The sequence below is a fragment of the Pseudomonas sp. LPB4.O genome (assembly GCF_038383825.1).
In the GTDB taxonomy this organism is placed as follows: Bacteria; Pseudomonadota; Gammaproteobacteria; order Pseudomonadales; family Pseudomonadaceae; genus Aquipseudomonas; species Aquipseudomonas putida.
Window position 1 is genome coordinate 240,572 of sequence record NZ_CP151298.1, and the last position, 19,700, is coordinate 260,271.

A 19,700-nucleotide genomic window follows, 5' to 3' on the forward strand; every position below is an offset into this window, starting at 1 on the left:
TGACGCCTGCACCAACGCGCGCGACCGCCTTGTTTGTTCGACACGATATTGAGGTGAGCACCAAAGGGCCGCGCGCCTTGACCTCAGGAATAATTGGCCCGAAACAAATGTAGGAGCAGCCTTGTGCTGCGAAGCGCCGCGCGGGCGGCGCTCGTTTTCATAGGCGCTGAAGATCTCACGGCAACCACTCCCCCTTTCACATTTCTTTCTGCTTGATCGTCTACCCTGCAGGGGCCGTTTTTCGGGCGATTTCAGATGGACTGTTCAACCATTCGTTCTTTTTTTCGAACAGCCTATTGTCCAACACCCCAGCAGCCGCTTAGCATTCGTTTGAGATTTCAAACGCTCGATGCCCTGCCTTGGGCGCTTTTCAACAATCAACAATTCGGGAAGCCGACATGCAGCTCAAAGACGCTCAGTTGTTCCGCCAGCAAGCCTACATCAACGGTGAGTGGCTGGATGCGGACAATGGCCAGACCATCAAGGTGACCAACCCGGCCACCGGTGAAGTCATCGGCACCGTGCCGAAGATGGGTACTGCGGAAACCCGCCGTGCCATCGAAGCTGCCGACAAGGCCCTGCCGGCCTGGCGTGCACTGACCGCCAAAGAGCGTTCGGCCAAGCTGCGTCGCTGGTTCGAACTGATGATCGAGAACCAGGACGACCTGGCTCGCCTGATGACCACCGAGCAGGGCAAGCCACTGGCCGAAGCCAAGGGCGAAATCGCCTATGCCGCTTCGTTCATCGAGTGGTTCGCCGAAGAAGCCAAGCGCGTCTACGGTGACACCATTCCGGGCCACCAGCCAGACAAGCGCCTGATCGTCATCAAGCAGCCAATCGGCGTTACTGCGGCCATTACCCCGTGGAACTTCCCGGCTGCCATGATCACCCGTAAAGCCGGCCCGGCCCTGGCCGCTGGCTGCACCATGGTGCTCAAGCCTGCATCGCAAACCCCTTACTCCGCCCTGGCGCTGGTCGAGCTGGCACACCGTGCCGGTATCCCGGCTGGCGTGCTGAGCGTCGTTACCGGCAGCGCTGGCGAAGTTGGCGGCGAACTGACCGGCAACTCCCTGGTACGCAAGCTGTCCTTCACCGGCTCGACCGAAATCGGTCGCCAGCTGATGCAAGAATGCGCCAAGGACATCAAGAAGGTTTCCCTGGAGCTGGGTGGCAACGCCCCGTTCATCGTGTTCGACGACGCCGACCTGGACAAGGCTGTCGAGGGCGCGATCATCTCCAAGTACCGCAACAACGGCCAGACCTGCGTCTGCGCCAACCGTATCTACGTGCAGGACGGCGTCTATGACGCGTTCGCCCAGAAGCTGGCCGCTGCAGTTGCCAAGCTGAAGATCGGTAACGGCCTGGAAGACGGCACCACCACTGGTCCGCTGATCGACGGCAAAGCTGTCGCCAAGGTTCAGGAACACATCGAAGACGCCGTCTCCAAAGGCGCCAAGGTGCTGTCCGGTGGCAAGCTGATCGAAGGCAACTTCTTCGAGCCGACCATCCTGGTCGACGTGCCGAAAACCGCAGCTGTCGCCAAGGAAGAGACCTTCGGCCCACTGGCGCCTCTGTTCCGCTTCAAAGACGAAGCCGAAGTCATCGCCATGTCCAACGACACCGAGTTCGGCCTGGCTTCGTACTTCTACGCCCGCGACATGAGCCGTGTGTTCCGTGTTGCCGAAGCCCTGGAATACGGCATGGTGGGTATCAACACCGGCCTGATCTCCAACGAAGTAGCACCGTTCGGTGGCATCAAGGCTTCGGGCCTGGGCCGCGAAGGTTCCAAATACGGTATCGAGGACTACCTCGAAATCAAATACCTGTGCATCAGCGTCTGATAGCACGGTAAAGGCTTTACCTCTGCCAGCGGGGCGCGAGAGCGACGTCTCGCTGGCCTTTTTTACATCGCAGTACCTGGTGGCCAGGGCGTTTACGGCAGTCGATCAACGAATACTGTGCGCGAGCACTCCCAGCCACCCCCGAATAAAAGCGCCATTCCTGTCGGCGCAATGAGGGCATTATGAGCAAGACCAACGAATCCTTGATGCAACGTCGTGTAGCTGCCGTCCCACGTGGCGTTGGCCAGATCCACCCGATCTTCGTCGACACCGCGAAGAACTCGACCGTGATCGACGTTGAAGGCCGCGAACTGATCGACTTCGCCGGCGGCATCGCAGTACTGAACACCGGCCACCTGCACCCGAAAGTGGTTGCAGCCGTGCAAGAGCAGCTGACCAAAGTCAGCCACACTTGCTTCCAGGTGCTGGCCTACGAACCCTACGTAGAGCTGTGCGAAAAGATCAACAAGCTGGTACCAGGCGACTTCGACAAGAAGACCCTGCTGGTCACCACCGGCTCCGAAGCTGTTGAAAACGCCGTCAAGATCGCCCGTGCCGCCACTGGCCGTGCTGGCGTCATCGCTTTCACCGGCGGCTACCACGGCCGTACCATGATGACCCTGGGCCTGACCGGCAAGGTCGTGCCGTACTCCGCTGGCATGGGTCTGATGCCAGGTGGCATCTTCCGCGCCCTGTTCCCGAGCGAACTGCACGGTGTAAGCGTTGACGACGCCATCGCCTCGGTCGAGCGCATCTTCAAGAACGACGCCGAGCCGCGCGATATCGCCGCGATCATCCTCGAGCCGGTACAAGGCGAAGGCGGCTTCCTGCCAGCGCCGAAAGAGCTGATGAAGCGCCTGCGCGCCCTGTGCGACCAGCACGGCATCCTGCTGATCGCCGACGAAGTACAGACTGGCGCTGGCCGTACCGGTACCTTCTTCGCCATGGAACAGATGGGCGTTGCGCCTGACCTGACCACCTTCGCCAAATCCATTGCTGGCGGCTTCCCGCTGGCCGGTGTGTGCGGCAAGGCCGAGTACATGGACGCCATCGCGCCGGGCGGCCTGGGCGGCACCTACGCCGGTTCGCCGATCGCTTGCGCTGCGGCCCTGGCTGTGATCGAAGTGTTCGAAGAAGAAAAACTGCTGGACCGCAGCAAGGCTGTAGGTGAGCGTCTGACCACCGGCCTGCGCGAAATCCAGAAGAAGTACCCGATCATCGGCGACGTCCGTGGTCTGGGCTCGATGATTGCTGTTGAAGTCTTCGAGAAAGGCACTCACACCCCGAACGCTGCTGCTGTTGGCCAGGTTGTTGCCAAGGCACGCGACAAGGGTCTGATCCTGCTGTCCTGCGGCACCTACGGCAACGTTCTGCGTATCCTGGTACCGCTGACTGCCGAAGACGCACTGCTGGACAAAGGCCTGGCCATCATCGAAGAGTGCTTCGCTGAACTCGCTTGATGTGATGCGCTTCTGAAAAAGCCCGCTTCGGCGGGTTTTTTTTGTGCCCAGAAAAGCCATGGGGCGCTATGGTTAGCGGAGGATTTGCTTTGGAAGCTGCGACGGAATGTGTGTCAGGCTATTCAGGAGTAGTTGGCGATGAGCGCTGTAGACCCCACCCCACCCAGCGTACTGATTGTCGAAGGCGACCCTTGGGTGCGTGACATGCTCAGCGAGATGCTGCTAAGCGTGCGCTGCGATGCCCGCCTGCAGGTATGCGTCGATGGGGCGCAGGCACTCAGCGCCCTGTCCAGCAAGCCAGACCTGATTATCGCCGCCCGCGAGCTGGCCGGTGTCGATGGCCTGGACCTGTTGCGCAAGGTGCGCGCCAAAGGGCCGGGGTTGCCGTTCATCCTCATGAGCAACCGCAGCGACAGCGCCAGTGTGCACGAGGTATTGCCCCTGCACCCTACCGCCTACCTGAGTAAACCACTGAATCTGGACAACCTGCGCAAGCGCCTGGAAGAGCTGCTGCTGGCCGTTGGCGAAGAAATCGCCTGCCCGGTGCCAGCCTTGCAGGCAGGTGCCAGCTTGTTCGCCTACCTTGAGCAGCGCCGTGCTACCGCCGATGGCGGGCCGCTGTTGGCCGATGTGCAGGTCGCGATCAAGCAAGCGCTCAACCCTCAGGGCCTGAACCTGAAGGTGCTCGAAGAGGAAGTGCGTAGCGACCCTCAGGTTACCGCCGTGTTGATCGCGGCCGCCAACAGCGCCGCGCTGCACCGGGAAGCACCGGTGCAAACGTTGCTGCAGGCCCTGAACAAGCTTGGCAGTACCCAGAGCATGAACCTGATTCTTGGCATGGCCCTCAAGCGCAGCGCACGGCTCAGCGACCCGTTGCTGGCGCAGCACGCGGCCGGCTACTGGGACCTTTCCCTGCATACGGCCGAATATGGCCGTACCTTGGCACGCATGCTCGAGCTGGACGAAGGGCGCTGCTATTGCGCGGGGTTGCTGCATTGCCTGGGCGACCTGGCGGTGTTGCGTTGCCTGCAAGAGTGGCGGTTGGCCGGGGGCGAGCTGGACGAACGCAACGTGCAGCAATCGCTGGATGAGTTTGGTGCGGCGTTCGGTTCGGCGCTACGCACGCGCTGGCGCTTGCCGCTGGCATTGCGCGAGTTGATCGCGGCGATCTACCAGTTGGGCGGCGGCGTGTATTCGCGGGAGATCCTGGCGATGAACCTGGCCGGGCAGTTGTCGCGGCTGCCGGCCGAGCAGGGGCTGGAGAAAGTGGCCAGCGGCAAGACCGCGCGCTTGCTCAAGCTTGGCCTGCCGGAGCTGAACCGGCTGCGCAAGGTGGATAACCCGGAGGTGAAGCCCCAGGAAGAGCCTCCTGTGGCGGAGGCTGAAGCGCCCAGCTGAGTTTTTGGGGCTGCTTTGCAGCCCCAGTTATACCTTTCCAGCGGGGGATGGGTCAGCCACGGACGATCTGGTTCTTGCCCTGCCGCTTGGCCTGGTACATCGCCGCATCGGCCCGGGCATACAGGCTGTCCAGGGCCACATCTTCTTCGGTCAGTCCGGTCAGCCCCTGGCTCACTGTCACCCCGTATGTCTGCTCGCCATGGTTGAAGCTCAAACGCTGAATCTGCCGCTGCAAGCGTTCGGCAATCTGCTCTGCCACCTGCGTGTTGCAACCCGGGAACACCGCCGCAAACTCCTCGCCGCCAATGCGCCCGAACAGGTCGCCACGGCGTAGTACGGCCTTGCCGCTGTCGGCAATGTGTTGCAGCACCTGGTCCCCTTCCTGGTGGCCATAGCTGTCGTTGATGCGTTTGAAGTCGTCGATGTCCAGCAGCAGAAAGGCCAGCGGCGTGCCGTCTTCGCGGGCGCTGTCAAAGGCCTGCTGGGCGCATTCGAAGAAGTGCCTGCGGTTGCTGCTCTGGGTCAGCACATCAGTGGTGGCCAGGCGCTGCAATTCGCCTTCAAGCTGCTTTTTCTCGGTGATGTCTTCGGCGATACCGACAATGATTACTCGGTCGCCCTCGTGTTGCTGGTTGATGTAGCACTTGTCGCTTAGCCAGCGCAGTTGCCCGTCGGCATTCAGTATGCGGTACTCGCGGTCTTCCACCGAGCCCTTGAGCAGCACCTGTGCCAGGCTGCGTTCGGCGAACTCGAGGTCGTCAGGGTAGATGCTGTCGCGCCATTCGTTGTAGTCGGCCAGCACCAGGCTGGCCGGGCGGCCAAAGATGCGCTCGTAGGCGGGGCTTACGTACAGCACCTGACGGGTTTCCCAGTCGAAGGCCCACAGCACCGCGTTAACGCTGTCCAGCAACGAGCTGAACAACTGGTCGCGCTCGCTCAGGCGGGCTACCTCGCCTTGGGCGTGGAGTAGCGCCAGTAAAGTCTGGGCGGCTTCGGGAGGTGGGGTGCCGGGCAATGTCGTTGGAATGTTCTTGGCCATGTGCACGAAGCGGGTCTCGACGTAAAAGCGTGCGGCCAGCATCTGGCCCGCCACGCGGGCGATGTGCCAAATTTGAGTCAAGTCGAGGTGGCTAAGTTCCGAAAGGCACGCACCGCAATGGGGCGTGCCGATCAACGGCGGTCAGGCGCCGGAGGGGCGCAGGGAGTAGGTCTTGAGCTGCGCCGCGAAGTCGCGCAGGGCGTGGATGCCGCTGGTTTCGGCCTCGTGTATCCAGTCCTTCATGGCAGCCAGCATGTCGTGGCCGTTGGCGCTGGTGCGCGCCCAGATCTGCTGCAGGGCCAAGCGTTTTTCGTAAATGGTCTTCAGCGCCTGGCTATGGGCAAGCATCGACTCGATACGCACATGGTGGCGGTCTTCCAGCAAGCTGGTTTCGCGCGACAGCAGGCGCTTGGCGCGGCGGAAATGGTGGCGCACCGAGGCGTCCACCCGGGCCAGCTCCTGCTTGACCAGCGGGCCGATCACCAGCTTGCGGTACTGGGCCATGATCTGGAAGCGGTTGTTGAGGATGGCCATGGCAGTGTCCATGTCCAGGCTGGCCTTGCCCGCCACACGGTGGGCAATCGGCGCCACGCGCTGCACCTTGGCCAGGCGCAACAGGCAGAACAGGCGGATCCACGCCCAGCCCATGTCAAACTCCCAGCGCTTGACCGACAGTTTGGCCGAGTTGGGGTAGGTGTGGTGGTTGTTGTGCAGCTCTTCGCCACCGATGACGATGCCCCATGGCACCAGGTTGGTGGCAGCGTCGCGGCATTCGAAGTTGCGATAGCCGAGCGCGTGGCCCAGGCCGTTGACCACGCCGGCGGCCCAGAACGGGATCCACATCATCTGTACTGCCCAGATGGTAATGCCGGCGGTGCCGAACAGCAGCAGGTCGATCACCGCCATCAGCGCGATGCCACCCAGCTTGTAGCGCGAGTAGAGGTTGCGCTCGATCCAGTCATCCGGGCAGTTCTTGCCGTAGATGCGCAGGGTTTCGGGGTTGCGCGCCTCTTCACGGTACAGCTCGGCGCCCTTGCGCAGCACCGTGCCCAGGCCCTTGAACACCGGGCTGTGCGGGTCGTCCGGGGTTTCGCACTTGGCGTGGTGCTTGCGGTGGACGGCGGTCCATTCGCGGGTGTTCTGCGCCGTGGTCAGCCACAGCCAGAAGCGGAAGAAATGCTTGAGCGCGCCATTGAGCTCCAAGGCCCGGTGCGCGGAATAGCGATGCAGGTAGACGGTGACGCTGACAATGGTCACGTGGGTCATCAGCAGCGTGATGCCGACCAGTTGCCAGGCCGACAAGTCGAGCAGGCCGTTGTACCACATAGGTGTAAATACCCTCGAAATGCGGGGGGGAAGGGCTGATTATCCCTTGGCAGGGAAATAAAACCAGTCAAAGCTGACCACGCGATGTTTCACGCGATCGATGTGGGAGCGGGCGTGCCCGCCCCCATAGAGCACCAGAACCTTTATAATCGCCCTTCCTTTCTGATGGTCAATCCCACCCGACATGTCTGTTTCCGTTCGCGACGCCTTGCGCATGGCTGCGCTGTATGTGGTGCTCTCGATCCTCTGGCTGGCGCTCGCCGAGGTGATGCTGCACGGCATGACTGACGATCCCCTGGCACTGACCGTGGGGCGGCAGATCAACGTGGTGCTGTGGGTGTTGTTCAGTGCCGTGCTGATTTATGTGTCGCGCGTGCGGCTGCTGAACTTCATCGGTGTCGGTGCGCGCCTGCGCTACGAGGACCGCGAGCGGCTGCGAATGGCCGCTGCGGTGTTCGACAGTACCCTCGAAGGCGTACTGGTTACCGACCGCCAAGGCCTGATCGTGCATGTAAACCGTGCCTTCATGCGCATCACCGGCTACCAGCAGGACGAGGTGATCGGCCAGCGCCCGAGCAAGTTCAAATCGGGCCGCCACGGCCAGGCGTTCTACCAGCAGATCTTTGCCACCCTGGCCGAGCAGGGCGAATGGAGCGGCGAAATCTGGAACCGGCGCAAAAGCGGCGAAATCTACCCGCAATGGCAGACCATCTGCGCCATCCGCGATGACGACGGTGAGCTGAGCCATTACGTAGCGGTGTTCAGTGACATCAGTGCGATCAAGCATTCGGAACAGGAGCTGGCCTACCTGGCGCACCACGACCCGCTGACCGGCCTGCCCAACCGCCTGCTGTTCAGCGACCGGGTCGAGCAGGCCCTGGCGGCCGCCCAGGCCAACAAGCGCGGTTGTGCCCTGCTGCTGTTGGACCTGGACCATTTCCAGAGTATCAACGACGGCCTGGGCCACACCATCGGTGACCAGTTGCTGAAGCTGGTGGGCGAGCGCCTGGGCGAGGTGCTGGGCAATGGCGTGACCCTGGCACGCCTGGGTGGCGACGAGTTCGGTGTGCTGGCCGAGAACTGCCAGCAGGTCGGCCAGGCGGGCAAGCTGGCGCAGTGCATTATCGAACGCATGCGCGAGCCGTTCGTGTTCGAGGAAAATCGCCTGTTCATAAGTGCCAGCGTCGGTATCAGCCTGTTCCCCAGCGACGCCTTGAGCGCCGAGCAGTTGCTGCGTAATGCCGATGCGGCGTTGTACAAGGCCAAAAGCAACGGGCGTGCCTGCTATGCGCTGTACACCGAAGAGCTGACCGCTCACGCCCAGCACCGGGTCGAGACCGCCGGTGAGCTGCGTCGGGCACTGGAGCAGGATGAGCTGCGGGCCTACTTCCAGCCGGTACATGATCTGGCAACAGGCCGACAGGTAGGGGTCGAGACACTGGTACGCTGGCAGCACCCCCAGCGCGGCCTGGTGCCGCCGGGCGAGTTCATCCCGATTGCCGAGCGCACCGGGCTGATTGCCGAAATCGACACCTGGGTGCTGCGCCAGGCCTGTCGGCAAATGGTGCAGTGGCAGGCCGAAGGCCGGCAGCTGGCGTTTGTGGCAGTGAACATCTCCAGCCGCCTGTTTGGCCAGCATGAACTGTACGGGCAGGTGGCCGAGGTGCTGCACGAGACTGGCCTGGCTCCGGCCCTGCTGGAATTGGAAGTGACCGAAAGCGCGGTGATGGAAGACCCGGAGGTGGCGCTGGAGCAACTGCATCGGCTACGCGAGCTGGGGGTGACCCTGGCCATCGACGACTTTGGCACCGGGTATTCGTCGTTGCTGCGGCTCAAGCGTTTGCCGGTGCAGAAGCTGAAGATCGATCAGGGCTTCGTGGCCGGGTTGCCTCTGGATGAGGATGACATCGCGATCGTGCGGGTAATCATTGCCCTGGCACGCAGCATGGGCATGCAGGTGCATGCCGAGGGCATCGAGCAGGCGGAGCAGGCCAGCTTCCTGCTGCTGGAGCAGTGCCAGCTGGGGCAGGGGTACTGGTTTGGTCGGCCGGTGCCGGCTGCGGATCTGCGCTGGGATTGAGACCCAGGGGCCGCTTGCGGCCCCCTGGCTATCGTTTGTTCAAGCCCTTCGCCAGGCGATCACCGCCCAGCTGGATCAACGCCACCAATGCCACCAGCATGGCAATCACGGTCAGCATGATCTGGCTGTCGAAACGCTGGTACCCATACCGATAGGCAATGTCGCCCAAGCCCCCGGCACCGATCGCCCCGGCCATGGCCGAGGAGTTGATCAGGGTCACCAGGGTAATGGTGAAACCCCCGACGATGCCCGGCAGCGCCTCGGGCAACAGCACGTGCCAGACGATGTGCCAGCGCCGGCAGCCCATGGCCTGTGCAGCTTCCACCAAACCCTGGTCGACCTCGCGCAGGCTGACCTCGGCAATCCGCGCAAAAAACGGCGTGGCGGCAATGGTCAGCGGCACCACCGCCGCCCACACGCCGTAGGTGGTACCTACCACCAGGCGGGTGAAGGGGATCAGCGCGACCATCAGGATCAGGAACGGGATCGAACGGAACAGGTTGACGAAGGCGCCCAGCACCCGGTTCAGCAACGGTGCCTCGAAGATTCCGCCCTTGTCGCTGGTGACCAGCAGCACCGCCATCGGCACCCCCACCAGCAGGGCGATCAGCGACGACACGCCGACCATCAGCAAGGTATCGAGCAAGCCTTCCAGCAGGCGATCAAACCACATGGCCCAGTACCTCCACGTCCTCGGCCCAGCGGCGGGCACGTTCCAGCAGTTGATGGGTATCGTGCGGCGAGTGTTGCACCGACAGGATCAGTTGCCCCAAGGCATGCTCGCCAATGGTTTCCACGCCGCCCTGCAGCAGGCGCACGCGGCCGCCCAGGTCGTTGAACAGGGCAGACAGCTCGGGTTCGCCGAGCAAGGTCAGTTTCAGTACCAAAGCGCTGTCGCGGCTAACCGGGCTCGCCCGCAAGCTGGCTTGCAGCGCGGCAGGCAACCTGGCCTGCAACGGTGCAAGCAGGGTGCGGGTGACCTCATGGCGTGGTGCGCCGAACACCCGCCAGACTTCGCCCTGCTCGACCACTTCGCCGCGCTCCAGCACGACCACCCGGTGGCAGATATCGCGGATCACCGCCATTTCGTGGGTGATCAGCACGATGGTCAGGCCCAGGCGCTGGTTGATGTCGCGCAGCAACTCAAGGATCGAAGCGGTGGTTTCCGGGTCCAGCGCCGAGGTGGCCTCGTCGCATAGCAAAATCTCGGGGTCGTGCACCAGCGCCCGGGCAATGCCCACGCGCTGTTTCTGCCCGCCGGACAGTTGCGCCGGGTACACGTGGTGTTTTTCCTGCAAGCCGACCAGCTCCAGCAGCTCGCGCACCTTGCGTTGGCGCTCGGCCTTGGCCACGCCGGCCACTTTCAACGGCAGCTCGACGTTCTGCCACACGGTCTTGGCCGACATCAGGTTGAAGTGCTGGAAGATCATGCCGATGCGCCGGCGCAGCGCCACCAGGTGGTCCTCGTCGAAGGGCGCGATGTCCACCTGGTCGATCAGTACCCGGCCCTGGCTGGGTTGCTCCAGGCGGTTGATGGTGCGCAGCAGGGAAGACTTGCCGGCACCGCTGCGGCCGATGATGCCGAAGATCTCGCCATGGCGGATGTTCAGGTCGATGCCTTGCAAGGCCGGTTGCGTCTGGCCAGGGTAGGTCTTGCCCAGGCCGATGAAGCGCACATGGGCTTCATTGACTTCCGGGCGCAGGGCCTGTTCCTTGACCGTTGGCGGCAATGGTTGTGGTGTAGGCGCCCTGAGCGCGCTGGCCTGGCCCATGTCAGCCTTCCCAGCCGGCTTGGTAGAGCTTGCCGTGGGCTTTGTCCAATGCTGCGCGCACCACCGGCGAATGCTGGTAGATGTCGACGAACCTGGCCAGCCGTGGGTCGTCCTTGCTTTGCGGGCGGATGACGAACTGGATCACGTATTCCTTGTTTTCCAGGCCGTCGAACAGCAATGCCGAGGTGGCATCGAAGGTGTTGGCCAGGCGGATGTAGGCGGGGTAGCCCTGCACCAGGTCGGCGTCGTCGTAGGCGCGTACCAGCTGAACCGCCTCGACCTGAAGGATTCTCAGCTTTTTCGGGTTGGCGACGATGTCGTCTTCGGTGGCCTTGTAGCCAACGCCGGGCTTCAGGGTGATCAGCCCGGCCTTGGCCAGCAGTTGCAGGCCACGGCCGCTGTTGATCGGGTCGTTGGCGATGGCGACGCTGGCGCCCTCAGGCAGCTCGGCGAAGCTTTTGTAATTTTTCGAGTACAGGCCAACGTTGTTGATGATGCCCGAGGCGTAAGGCACCAGGTTGAAGCCCGCAGCAGCCTTGGCGTTTTCCAGGAACGGGATGTGCTGGAAGTAGTTCACGTCGATGTCGCCGCTGTTGAGGCTGACATTGGGCGCAATCCAGTCGCTGAATTCGATCAGCTTCACTTCCAGGCCTTGCTTGTGCGCTTCTTCCACTGCGGCTTCCAGCGGAATGGCAAAGGCCGAGGTGGTGCCGATCTTCAGCGGTTCGGCAGCCAGGGCGCTGGCAGAAAGGCCCAGGGTGAGGGCAATGGCCGCGACGGGCCGGAACAGTCTCTCAAGCATGGTGCAGGGCTCCAGTCGGGGCAGGGGTTGGGGTAAAGCGGTAGGTCGAGCCCGGGTGATCGGCGGGCAGGTGCGGGTGGTCGGCCTGGAACAACTTCTCGCGCAGGGTGCCTTCGGCGTAGGCGGTCTTGTAGCGGCCACGCTGTTGCAACTGCGGGATGACCAGGTCGATGAAGTCCTCGAAGCTTTCCGGGGTGACGGTGCGGGTCAGGTTGAAACCGTCCAGCCCGGTTTCGTCGATCCAGGCGATCAACTGTTCGGCCACCTGTTCCGGTGAGCCGACCAGGGTTACGTAGCGGCCACCCAGGGCGTGCTGTTCAAGCAGCCGACGGCGGGTCCAGGCGTTGTCCTGCAACTGGCGCGTGGCGGACTGGATGGCATTGCCCTGGCTGAAGCCAATCGGCTCGTCCAGCTCGTAGGCCGCAAAGTCGATGCCGGTGGATGCGGCGAAGTGCGCGACGCCGGCCTCGGGGCTTGCATGGCCCAGGTACTCGGCATGCTTGGCCTGGGCCGCTTGCTCGGTGGCGGCGACGATCACCGTGATGCCCATGAACACTTTGACCGCTTGCGGGTCGCGCCCGGCGGCCTGGGCGGCAGCGCGTACCTTGTCGACCTGGGCGCGGGTGGTGGCCTTGTCCTGGCCGCTGATGAACACGCATTCGGCATGGTTGCCGGCGAAGGTCAGGCCACGCTGCGAGCTGCCGGCCTGGAACAGTACCGGGGTGCGTTGCGGCGAGGGTTCGCTCAGGTGATAGCCCTCGACGTCGTAGAACTCGCCGTGGTGGCTGACCTTGCGCACCTTGTCGGGCTGGGCGTACACACGCTGCTCGCGGTCTGCGACCACGGCGTCGTCGGCCCAGCTGCCTTCCAGCAGCTTGTAAAGCACTTGCAGGTATTCGTCGGCCTGGTCGTAGCGGCGGTCGTGCTCGGGTTGCTGCTCAAGGCCCATGGCGCGGGCGGCGCTGTCGAGGTAGCCGGTGACGATGTTCCAGCCCACCCGGCCATTGCTCAGGTGGTCGAGGGTGGAAAGGCGCCGCGCGAACAGGTACGGCGCCTCGTAGGTGAGGTTGGCGGTAAGGCCGAACCCTAGGTGGCGGGTGACCGCAGCCATGGCCGAAACCAGCAGCAGCGGGTCGTTGACCGGTAGCTGGATCGACTCCTTAAGGGTGACGTCCAGCGACTGGCCGTAGATGTCGTAGGTGCCGACGATGTCGGCAATGAACAGCCCGTCGAACAGGCCGCGCTCCAGCAGGCGCGCCAGGTTGGTCCAGTATTCCAGGGACTTGTACTGGGTCGAGGTATCCCGTGGGTGGGTCCACAGGCCGTGGTTGATGTGCCCGATGCAGTTCATGTTGAAGGCGTTGAGCAGAATCTGCCTGGTCATCAGATGGTCCCCCGGCGCGGTGGGTTGGCATCGTTGAGGTAGTAGTTGCCAATCGCGTGATACTTCCAGCGCACCGGGTCGTGCAGGGTGTGCACGCGGGCGTTGCGCCAGTGGCGGTCGAGGTTGTGCTCGGCAAGCGTTGCCTGGCTGCCGCCCAGTTCGAACAGGGCGGTGCCGGCGGCGAGGGAAATCTCGGTGCTGATGGCCCGCGCTTCGGCCACGGCGATGGAGGCGGCGGCCACGTTGTCGGCGGTGCTGTCGTCACGGGCGCGGTCGAGGTATTCGCCGGCGCGCTCCAGCAGGGCTTCGGCGGCATGCAGGCGGATCGCCAGGTGACCGAAGCTCTTCAGCGTCAGCGGATCATCCGTGGCCTTGTCCAGGCCGGAGTCGACCCACGGGCGGCTGCGTGTGCGCACGAAGTGCAGGGCGTCTTCATAGGCGGCGCGGGCGATGCCGGTGTCGATGGCGGCATGGAGGATTTGCGCCAGCGGCCCAACCGGGGTGGGGCGCTCGAAAGCGCTCTGGAACGGCACCACGTCGGCGGCGCTGACATACACGTTGTCGAACACCACCGAACCGCTGCCGGTGGTGCGTTGGCCGAAGCCGCTCCAGTCGTCGATCACCTGCAGGCCCTGGCTGTCGGCCGGGACGAAGGCCAGCTGCTGTACGCCTTGGTCGTCGACGACCGAGGTAGGAATGCGCTGGGCGTAGATGGCGCCGGTGGAGTAGAACTTGCGGCCGTTGATGCGAAAGCCCTCGCCGTCTCGGCTCAGGCGGGTGGTGCGCTCGTTGGCGGTCTTGGTGCCCAGCTCGGCCAAAGCATTGCCGAAGCGGCGGCCGGCGAGTACTTCGGCGTACAGGCGCTGTTGCTGTTCGGGGCTGCCGTTTACCCGCAGCACTTCCAGGCCGTAGAAATGGTTTTGCGGGATCTGCCCCAGCGAGCCGTCGGCCTGGGCGATACGGGCGATGACCTTGGCCAGGGTGACGTTGGACACGCCGGCGCCGCCAAAGGCCTTGGGCACGCTGATGGCCCACAGGCCGGAGCGGGTGAACAGCTCCAGTTCGGCGTGGGGCAGGCGGCGCTCGCGGTCGCGCAGGGCGCTGTCGCGGCGCAGTTGCTGGGCGATGTCCTCGGCGACATTCAGGGCTTCGGTGTCGCTGGTGATGATTTTTGTAGTCATGTTGTTTCTCCGGGGCCATTGGGGCCGCGTTGCGGCCCTTTCGCGGCACAAGGCCGCTCCTACAGGAATGCGCGATCCCATGTCGGTACGCGATCCCGTGTAGGAGCGGCCTTGTGCCGCGATGGGCTGCAAAGCAGCCCCCAAGGCCTAAAAAATCAGATCCAGGAATGCCGCGCAGGCAGGGTGCCGTTGAGGTGGTACGCGCCCACCGCGTGGTACTTCCAGCGCACGGGGTCGTGCAGGGTGTGCACCCGGGCATTGCGCCAGTGGCGGTCGAGGTTGAACTCGGCAAGGGTGGCGCGGCTGCCGGCCAGCTCGAACAGCTTCTCGCTGGCCTGCAGGGCAATTTCGGTGGTCAGCACCTTGGCCTCGGCTACCGCAATCGAGGCCCGGGCCGCGCTGGCTGCGTCGATGGGCGCAGCATTGACCTCGTCGAGTACCCGGGCGGCCCTGCGCAGCAGCGCTTCGGCGGCGTGCAGCTCAAGTTTCAGCCTGCCGATGTCGGCGATCACATAAGGGTCGTCGCTGGCGCGGTCCACGTTGGCTTCAATCCACGGGCGCGACTTTTCACGCACGAAGGTGATCGCATCATCGATTGCCGCTTCGGCAATGCCGGCGTCGATCGCCGCCTGGATCAGCTGCGAGGCTGCGCCCTGGATGTTGGGGATATCGCGCTGGCGCCAGTTGTCGATCACCAGTTCCGCGTCGACCGGCACCTGGTCCAGCAGCACAGTGCCGCTAGCGGTGGTGCGCTGGCCGAACCCGGACCAGTCATCGACGATGCGCAGCCCCGGGCTGCCACGGCGCACGAACGCCAGGCGCTGGCGGCCTTCGTCATCCAGTGCCTTCACTGCTACCCAGTGGGCGAACAGCGCACCGGTGGAATAGAACTTTTCGCCGCTGATGCGATAGCTATCGCCCGCGCGGGTGATCCGGGCCTTGAGGGTGAGCGTGTCCTTGGTGCCGCGTTCGGGGCCGGCGTTGCCGATGCGCCAACCGTCGAGCACGCTGCGGAAGATCAGCGCCTGTTGCGCCTCGGTGGCCGTCAGGCGAATCAGTTGCAGCATGCCGAACTGGTTCTGCGGGATCTGCCCCAAGGCCGGGTCGGCGGCGCTGATCAGGCGGAACACTTCGGCTACGGTTTCGAACGACACGTCGGGGCCGCCGTGGGCCTTGGGTACGCTGATGCTGCCCAGGCCGCTGCGGGTGAACAGCTCGATCTCCGCCCACGGCAGTTTGCGTTGCTGGTCGCGGCGGGCGGCTTGCTCGCGGGCAACCTCGGCCAGCTCGCGGGCCGCTTGCAAGGCTTCGGCGTCGTTGCGCAGTACCTTGGCCGGCAGCAGCAGGGGCGAGCTGTCGAGATCGCTATGGAATTGGGTATTTGGCTGGCTGGACATCAGTACCGCTCCTTGGCTGCACTCAATGCCCTGGCGATACGCACTGGGGTGATTGTGATCCTGACCATTCCTGACCTCACAAAAAAGTTGTGTCGCTACAGCTGGTCGCGACAAAAGTGTGCTGGTCCGGTGGTCCGGTTTATATACCCTAATGCTTTATAAAAAGTTTATGAACTAACTCTTTGGAATATGTATAGATGGAAGGGGGAGAGTGGCTGTTTCAGGCAGGCGCGATCGGTGTAGGAGCGGCCTTGTGCCGCGAAAGGGCTGCGCAGCAGCCCCGGCAATCTCAGCGGTGTTGCTGAAACCTGGGTGCAGCTGCGCAGCCCTTTCGCGGCACAAGGCCGCTCCTACAGGGATCTGCGTCTGTGCGTGATTACTCGGAGGCAGCAGTACCGAGGAACTTGCGCAGGAACTGGCGGGTACGCTCTTCCTTCGGCGCCGCAAACAGTGCCTTGGCCTCGCCCTGTTCCACGATCACGCCCTTGTCGAAGAAGATCACCCGGTTCGCCACGTCCCGGGCAAAGCTCATCTCGTGGGTGACGATGATCATGGTGCGTTTCTCTTCGGCCAGGCCGCGGATGGTCGCCAGCACTTCACCCACCAGCTCCGGGTCCAGTGCCGAGGTGGGTTCGTCGAACAGGATCACCTCCGGCTCCATGGCCAGGGCGCGGGCGATGGCCACCCGTTGCTGCTGCCCGCCGGACAGGCGCCGTGGGTAGGCGTCTTCCTTGCCCGCCAGGCCGACCTTGGCCATCAGGCGCCGCCCCAGCTCGATGGCCTGCTCGCGGGGCGTCTTCTTGACGATCACCGGCCCTTCGATCACGTTCTCCAGGGCGGTGCGGTGTGGGAACAGGTTGAAGTTCTGGAACACGAACCCGGCCTGCTGGCGCAAGCGGCGTATCGCACTCTGCTGGCCACCCAGCGGGCGGTTGGCATCAATGCTGATGGCGCCGATCTTGATCTGCCCGGCGTCGGGGGTTTCCAGCAGGTTCAGGCAGCGCAGGAAGGTGGTCTTGCCCGAGCCGCTGGGGCCGATGATAGCCACCACTTCGCCGGGCTGCACGGTCAAGTCGATGCCGTTGAGCACGGTCTGGCCCTTGAAGCGCTTGGTCAGGCCTTTGACTTCAATCATGCTCATTGCTCCTGGTCATGCTGGTTGACCCGCGCTTCCATGCGGTTCTGGAAGTGCGCGAGGATGCTGCACAGCACCCAGTAGATGACCGCGACCGCCACGTACATGGTGAACACTTCGAAGGTGCGTGCGGTAATCAGCTGCGCCTGGCGGAACAGCTCGGGCACCTGGATGGTCGCCGCCAGGGCAGTGTCCTTGACCAGCGAAATGAAGCTGTTGCCCAGCGGGGGCAGGGCGGTACGCAAGGCCTGCGGCAGGATCGCCCGGCGCATGGCCTGGACGCGGGTCATGCCGATACTGGCGGCGGCTTCCCACTGACCACGGTCGATCGAGGAAATTGCAGCGCGCAGGATTTCGCAGATGTAGGCCGCCATGTTCAGCGACAGGCCGATCAGCGAAGCCGGGATGGGGTCGAGTTCGATGCCGATCTGCGGCATGCCGAAATAGATCACGAACAGCTGCACCAGCAGCGGCGTGCCGCGGAAGAACGACACGTAGATCCGCGCCAGCCAGTTCAGTGGCAAGATCTTCGACAGCCGCATCAACGCCAGGGCAAAGCCCAGCAGCAGGCCGAAGAACATGCCGCCGACACTGAGCAGCACTGTATAACCCGCGCCCTTCAGCAGGAAGGGCGCGGAGTCGACAACGAGTTGCAGGCTTTCAGCAATCATTTGGTGACATCGGCACCGAAGTATTTCTCGGACAGCTTGGGCAGCGTACCGTCAGCCTTGAGCTTGTCGATGGCCTTGTTGATGGCCGCCAGCAATTCAGGCTCGCCCTTGCGCAGGGCCACGCCGCTTTCCAGGCGCGAGAAGGCATCGCCGGCCAGTTCGGTGTCTTTGGCTTTTTGCGCGTATTCCAGCGCGGCCAGGCGGTCGATCAGGATGGCGTCGATACGGCCGTTGCGCAGGTCGGCGAACTTGCTCGGGTCGTCTTCATAGGTGCGCACTTCGGCTTTCGGGACGTCTTGCTTGACCCACTGCTCGTAGTTGGTGCCCAGGCCCACGCCGACTTTCTTGCCAGCCAGGTCTTGCGCAGTCTTGATGTTCAGGTCCGCGGCTTTCTTCTTCAGGATCAGGGCCTGGATACCCGAAACGGTGTAGGGCTCGGAGAAATCGTATTTCTTCTTGCGCTCCTCGGAGATGGTCACCTGATTGACCACCACGTCCAGGCGCTTGGATTCCAGCGCGGCAAGGATGCCGTCCCACTTGGTCGGCTGGATCTTGGCCTTGACCCCCAGCTCCTTGGCCAGCAGTTCCGAAAGCTCCACCTCGAAGCCGGCCAGCTTGCCGTTCTCGTCCTGGAAGCTGAACGGTGGGTAGGTGCCTTCGAGGCCGACGTTGATCACGCCTTTTTCCTGGATGGTCTTCAACTGCTCGCCGGCGAACGCCTGGCTGAGCAGGCCGGCACCCAGCAGGATGGCCAGGCTGGCGTTGAGTAGCGGTTTGGCGAATTTCGACATGTCAGAGCCCCGCGCTTGTTGTGTAAGTAGTGAGGTGGCGACTATAGGGTTGGCTGCTTAGGTCAGGAAATAATAAAAAATTATTTTGTTATTCCATTCTTAGTTTATACCAGGTGTTGGCTGCTTTGAGGGTAGGCGAGGATGCTCGCTACGTCATCGCGGCTTATGCCTGACTTAGCGCAGGATGGAATAAAGCGTTGTTTTTTCCAAGGGACGGATTTGCCGTAGAGTGGATTGCATGTAGGCAGGCTCGGCCTCTTCGCGGGTGAACCCGCTCCCACAGGGACCGCGAAAGGCTCGGGCCTGGCGAAAAAAACCAGATGGCCTATACGGCAGGAGAAAACCGTGAGCGAACAACCTTCATCCGCGCACTGGCAGTTGCACAGCATTGTCACCGGCCTGCGCGGCGCCCGTGAGCAATGGCGCACCCGCAATGGCCGCAGCATTGGTGAGCAGGGCGGGCGCGAGTTGCCGTCGCGCGAAGCAATGCGACAAATTCTCGAGCAACTGTGCGGGGCGTTGTTCCCCATGCGCCTTGGGCCGGTGGACCTGCGCGAAGAGAGCGAAGACTTCTACGTTGGCCATACCCTGGATGCCGCGCTGACCGCCTTGCTGACCCAGGCGCGCCTGGAATTGCGCTATGCCGCTCGGCAAAGCAAGGCCGAGCTGGCCAGCGTCGATGCCCAGGCGTTGAGCCTGATCCAGGGCTTTGCCGCGGCGCTGCCAGAATTGCGGGTGCTGCTCGACACCGACGTGCTGGCTGCCTACCACGGCGACCCGGCGGCGCGCAGCGTCGATGAGGTACTGCTGTGCTACCCGGGTATCCTGGCGATCATCCATCACCGCCTGGCGCATCACCTGTACCAGGCCGGCCTGCCGCTGCTGGCGCGGATCAGTTCGGAGCTGGCACATTCGGCCACCGGTATCGACATTCACCCCGGCGCACAGATCGGCCCGAGCTTCTTCATCGACCACGGCACCGGCGTGGTCATCGGCGAAACCGCGATCATCGGCGAGCGCGTGCGCATCTACCAAGCGGTGACCCTGGGCGCCAAGCGCTTCCCCAGCGATGAGTCCGGCACCCTGCACAAAGGCCTGCCGCGCCATCCGATTGTCGAGGACGATGTGGTGATCTATGCCGGGGCCACGGTGCTGGGGCGTATTACCATCGGCAAGGGTTCGACCATTGGCGGTAACGTGTGGCTGACCCGCAGTGTGCCTGCTGAAAGCAACATCACCCAGGCCAACCTGCAGCTGGATTGCCAGGACAAGAACTGATCTGGCATTGATATTAGCTGCACTGGCCTCTTGGCGGGCAAGCCCGCGAAGATGCCAGTGCAGGAGGACGCCAATCAGCGGCCCAATTCGCATTGAAATCCGATCCATGTTTAACTTGAACGCTTGTTCAATGTAAAAACGCTGG

At 63.3% G+C, this 19,700-nt stretch carries 16 protein-coding genes; 5 read left to right on the top strand and 11 right to left on the bottom strand.

Translation table 11 applies throughout. From position 1 onward, the window contains the following. The first annotated feature begins 398 nt into the window (after nt 1-398). From gabD to MRBLPB4O_RS01005, 3 genes are all read left to right on the top strand, one after another. Complete coding sequence (gene gabD / locus MRBLPB4O_RS00995; protein ID WP_016484375.1) at nt 399-1,841, top strand: NADP-dependent succinate-semialdehyde dehydrogenase; 1,443 nt, start codon at nt 399-401, stop codon at nt 1,839-1,841. Nucleotides 1,842-2,023: 182 nt separating this feature from the next. Then, nucleotides 2,024-3,301, top strand: a complete 1,278-nt coding sequence (gene gabT, locus MRBLPB4O_RS01000; RefSeq protein WP_341797292.1) for a 4-aminobutyrate--2-oxoglutarate transaminase — start codon at nt 2,024-2,026, stop codon at nt 3,299-3,301. 138 nt (nt 3,302-3,439) lie between these two features. Then, the gene (locus MRBLPB4O_RS01005) at nt 3,440-4,699 is read left to right on the top strand and encodes a response regulator (RefSeq protein WP_341797293.1); all 1,260 of its coding nucleotides are present in this window, start codon (nt 3,440-3,442) and stop codon (nt 4,697-4,699) included. Between the two features lie 52 nt (nt 4,700-4,751). On the opposite strand, the gene MRBLPB4O_RS01010 is transcribed toward MRBLPB4O_RS01005, so the two are convergent. Next, nucleotides 4,752-5,780, bottom strand: coding sequence for a sensor domain-containing diguanylate cyclase (locus MRBLPB4O_RS01010; RefSeq protein ID WP_258654621.1), 1,029 nt, complete (start codon nt 5,778-5,780; stop codon nt 4,752-4,754). A gap of 99 nt (nt 5,781-5,879) precedes the next feature. Continuing rightward, nucleotides 5,880-7,064 carry a delta-9 fatty acid desaturase DesA gene (gene desA, locus MRBLPB4O_RS01015; protein WP_341797294.1) on the bottom strand — a complete coding sequence of 395 codons (1,185 nt, stop codon included), beginning with the start codon at nt 7,062-7,064 and terminating at the stop codon, nt 5,880-5,882. A 184-nt stretch (nt 7,065-7,248) separates the two neighbouring features. Here desA and dibA point away from each other — a divergent pair, with 184 nt between their 5' ends. Then, complete coding sequence (gene dibA, locus MRBLPB4O_RS01020; RefSeq protein ID WP_341797295.1) at nt 7,249-9,144, top strand: phosphodiesterase DibA; 1,896 nt, start codon at nt 7,249-7,251, stop codon at nt 9,142-9,144. 28 nt (nt 9,145-9,172) lie between these two features. On the opposite strand, the gene MRBLPB4O_RS01025 is transcribed toward dibA, so the two are convergent. The 9 genes from MRBLPB4O_RS01025 to tcyJ all read right to left on the bottom strand — a co-directional run bounded on the left by MRBLPB4O_RS01025 (nt 9,173) and on the right by tcyJ (nt 18,277). Then, a complete protein-coding gene (locus tag MRBLPB4O_RS01025; protein ID WP_341797296.1) occupies nt 9,173-9,817 on the bottom strand; it encodes a methionine ABC transporter permease in 645 nt (214 codons plus the stop codon). Next, nucleotides 9,807-10,916, bottom strand: coding sequence for an ATP-binding cassette domain-containing protein (locus MRBLPB4O_RS01030; RefSeq protein WP_341797297.1), 1,110 nt, complete (start codon nt 10,914-10,916; stop codon nt 9,807-9,809). Before MRBLPB4O_RS01030 ends, MRBLPB4O_RS01025 begins: the two co-directional genes overlap by 11 nt. Before the next feature lies 1 nt (nt 10,917). Further along, nucleotides 10,918-11,718, bottom strand: coding sequence for a MetQ/NlpA family ABC transporter substrate-binding protein (locus MRBLPB4O_RS01035; RefSeq protein ID WP_341797298.1), 801 nt, complete (start codon nt 11,716-11,718; stop codon nt 10,918-10,920). Beyond that, on the bottom strand, nt 11,711-13,102 hold the full coding sequence (locus MRBLPB4O_RS01040; protein WP_341797299.1) for an LLM class flavin-dependent oxidoreductase: 1,392 nt from the start codon (nt 13,100-13,102) through the stop codon (nt 11,711-11,713). Before MRBLPB4O_RS01040 ends, MRBLPB4O_RS01035 begins: the two co-directional genes overlap by 8 nt. Then, the gene (locus MRBLPB4O_RS01045; RefSeq protein ID WP_341797300.1) at nt 13,102-14,283 is read right to left on the bottom strand and encodes an SfnB family sulfur acquisition oxidoreductase; all 1,182 of its coding nucleotides are present in this window, start codon (nt 14,281-14,283) and stop codon (nt 13,102-13,104) included. Before MRBLPB4O_RS01045 ends, MRBLPB4O_RS01040 begins: the two co-directional genes overlap by 1 nt. A gap of 155 nt (nt 14,284-14,438) precedes the next feature. Beyond that, nucleotides 14,439-15,680 (bottom strand): SfnB family sulfur acquisition oxidoreductase, encoded by a 1,242-nt coding sequence (locus MRBLPB4O_RS01050; RefSeq protein WP_341797301.1) that lies wholly within the window; start codon nt 15,678-15,680, stop codon nt 14,439-14,441. Between the two features lie 376 nt (nt 15,681-16,056). Further along, entirely contained in the window at nt 16,057-16,815 is a 759-nt protein-coding gene (tcyN, locus tag MRBLPB4O_RS01055; RefSeq protein ID WP_016497536.1) for an L-cystine ABC transporter ATP-binding protein TcyN, read from the bottom strand. 2 nt (nt 16,816-16,817) lie between these two features. Next, a complete protein-coding gene (tcyL, locus tag MRBLPB4O_RS01060) occupies nt 16,818-17,486 on the bottom strand; it encodes a cystine ABC transporter permease (RefSeq protein ID WP_016497537.1) in 669 nt (222 codons plus the stop codon). Then, nucleotides 17,483-18,277 carry a cystine ABC transporter substrate-binding protein gene (tcyJ, locus tag MRBLPB4O_RS01065; RefSeq protein ID WP_341797302.1) on the bottom strand — a complete coding sequence of 265 codons (795 nt, stop codon included), beginning with the start codon at nt 18,275-18,277 and terminating at the stop codon, nt 17,483-17,485. The genes tcyL and tcyJ overlap by 4 nt, the downstream gene beginning before the upstream one ends. Nucleotides 18,278-18,622: 345 nt before the next feature. On the opposite strand from tcyJ, the gene epsC reads away from it, so the two are divergent. After that, on the top strand, nt 18,623-19,555 hold the full coding sequence (gene epsC, locus MRBLPB4O_RS01070; protein WP_341797303.1) for a serine O-acetyltransferase EpsC: 933 nt from the start codon (nt 18,623-18,625) through the stop codon (nt 19,553-19,555). Nucleotides 19,556-19,700 lie beyond the last annotated feature (145 nt).